Annotated in this window: 3 protein-coding genes; 1 reads left to right on the top strand and 2 read right to left on the bottom strand. The window is 63.7% G+C overall.

The annotated features are described in order from the left end of the window. Window positions 1–518, top strand: a 518-nt coding sequence (locus tag JHD07_RS29060; RefSeq protein ID WP_291628406.1) for a calcium-binding protein, incomplete at its 5' end; no start/stop codon positions are given. Between the two features lie 314 nt (window positions 519–832). Here JHD07_RS29060 and JHD07_RS29065 read toward each other — a convergent pair. Both JHD07_RS29065 and JHD07_RS29070 read right to left on the bottom strand, forming a co-directional pair. Next, complete coding sequence (locus tag JHD07_RS29065) at window positions 833–1,390, bottom strand: HNH endonuclease (protein ID WP_008142962.1); 558 nt, start codon at window positions 1,388–1,390, stop codon at window positions 833–835. A gap of 201 nt (window positions 1,391–1,591) precedes the next feature. Next, a partial coding sequence (locus tag JHD07_RS29070) for a peptidyl-alpha-hydroxyglycine alpha-amidating lyase family protein (protein ID WP_291628411.1) occupies window positions 1,592–2,569 on the bottom strand: 978 nt, incomplete at its 5' end.

The raw sequence follows: 2,569 nt of genomic DNA on the forward strand, positions 1-2,569 counted from the left end.
CCGGCAATGATACGCTGCGCGGCGGCGATGGCGAAGATAGCGTCGACGGCGGCTCCGGCAACGATGTGGTCGAGGGTGGCGCTGGCAAGGACACGTTGAAGGGCGGTTCGGGCGTCGACGTTGTCTCAGGCGGCGACGGCGACGACAACATCGATGGCGGCTCCGAGAACGACCTGCTGAATGGTGGTGCCGGCAACGACACCATCAAGGGCGGCTCGGGTGCCGACATCATCGCGGGCGATGCCGGCAACGACATCCTGTCGGGCGGCTCGGGTGCGGACGTGTTCGTCTTCGCCGCCGGCTTCGGCAAGGATACTGTCACCGACTTCGCCGCCACCGGCGCCTCGGGCGATGTGCTGCAATTCTCAAGCAGCCTCTTCGCCGACTATGCCGAAGTGATGTCGCACACCACGCAGGTGGGCGGCAACGTCGTCGTGACGCTCGATGCCGACAACACCGTGACGCTGGCAAATCTGCAGATCGCCTCGCTCACGGCAGACGATTTCCGCTTCGTCTGATCCATCGCGGACTGAACCGAGCCACGGAACGCAAGAGCGTTCCGTGGCTCTTCGCAGCGTGAATGCCTGCCGGAGCGGCGCTTCCGGCCAGCGCTTGTTGCGCGCAGTTTCTGGTGGAGTCGTGATTGGCTGTCGGCATGATCCGCGAGCCTACATCACACTTGCAGCTCCCTCAGGACTTCGCGTCCGACGATCCTCATGGGCAAGGCTCGGACCATCGGCATCATGTGTCCGGTTGAGCATCACGCCGCAAACCGTCATCCACTTGGGTGTGTCCTGACGCCTTTACGAGTGCAACACAAGCGGAGGCGCGCCTACGGATCCAGCTCCGTATCCCAGTACAGATAGTCGAGCCAGCTGTCGTGCAGATAGTTCGGCGGGAACAGGCGGCCGTTGCGGTGGAGCTGGTGCACGGTGGGCGCAAACGCGCTCTGGCGCGGAAACATCTTGGCCTGCGCCGGCGTGAGATTGCCCTTGCGCAAATTGCAGGGCGAGCACGCCGCGACCACGTTCTCCCAGGTGGTCTGGCCGCCTTTGCTGCGCGGGATGATGTGATCGAAGGTGAGGTCTTCGGGCGAGCCGCAATATTGGCAGGCAAAACGATCGCGCAGGAAGACGTTGAATCGGGTGAAGGCGGGGTGGGTGGTCGGCTTGACGAAGGATTTGAGCGAGACGACACTCGGCAGCTGCATCTGCAGGGTTGGACTGTGGACCGCCTGATCGTAGTGAGCGACGATATTGACGCGGTCGAGGAACACCGCCTTGATCGCGTCCTGCCACGACCACAACGACAGTGGGTAGTAACTCAGCGGCCGGAAGTCCGCATTCAGCACCAACACCGGCCAACTGCCTTGCGAGACATGTGCGTTCAAGTAACGCTCCCGGCCTCCAATGTACGCTGCGAAGCAGCATGTAGTCACATACTACATGCAGCGTGACGGGATTGTGAAGCCCGTTGAGCGACTTATTCAGGCGCAAGCAATGCGGCGCCGGAGTGGCAAAAGTGCTCAAAAAGCCGCGATCCCGCCAGGATGCCCAGAGCCGCTCGCCCGGCGTGATGGCCTCCGCGACCTCTACTTCCGTACCCGCTCCAGCTTCTGCAGGCACCGCGTCGTGCGCACCGCGGACGGCATCTCCTCGTCCGGAAAGCTGGAGTCCCAGTTTGTGACGCCGACCTCGCCCACATAAATGTCGCCCTGCGAGTCCAGAGCGATACCGTGCGGCGCGAGGAATTTTCCGCTGGCAACGCCCGGCCCCGCTTCGCCGCCGAGCCGCGCGATGCGATTTCCCTTGGCGTCCACGATCGACAGCCGCGGGCCGAGGTTGGGCACATTGCGGTTGATGGCAAGGCCGGGGCCGAGCTCGCCGATCACGAAAGTGGGGCTCTTGGCCCCGCCGCAGCAGCACAGCGCGCAGGGCCGGTGAAGATTGTTCCACTGCGTCTCGTATTTGCCCTCGCCGTCGAACACCTGAACGCGGTGGTTTTCGCGGTCGGCGACATAGACCCAGCCGTCGGCATCGGTGGCGATATTGTGCACGATGTTGAACTGGCCGGGGTCGGTACCCGGCTCGCCCCAGCTCTTGATCAGCTTGCCGTCGGGCGTGAACTTGTGCACGCGCGCATTGCCATAGCCGTCGGAGACGTAGATCTCGCCCTTCGGCGACAGCGCGGTGTGGGTGCAGCGGTGGAATGGTTCGCCGCTCATGAACGGCGCCGGCTTTGCGGGGATGCCGATCGTCAGCAGCACCTTGCCGTCGGTGGTGCATTTGCGCACCGTGTGGTCGCCGTCGTCGGTGCAATAGAGATTGTCGTCGGCATCGATATGCAGGCCGTGCGCGCGGGAAAACAGTCCTTCGCCCCAACTGCGGAGGAAATTGCCTTCGCGGTCCAGCACCACCATCGGGTGGGCGCCGCGGTTGAAGACGTAGACGTGGTCCTTGCTGTCGACCGCGACCGAGGCGACGTCGGTGAGCTGCCAGCCGTCGGGAAGTTTTGCGAAGTTTTCGACGACGCGGTAGCGGTGCTCGCCGCTGCCGAGAATGGCTGGCAT

Source organism: Bradyrhizobium sp. (assembly GCF_016462955.1).
Classification (GTDB): Bacteria; Pseudomonadota; Alphaproteobacteria; order Rhizobiales; family Xanthobacteraceae; genus Bradyrhizobium.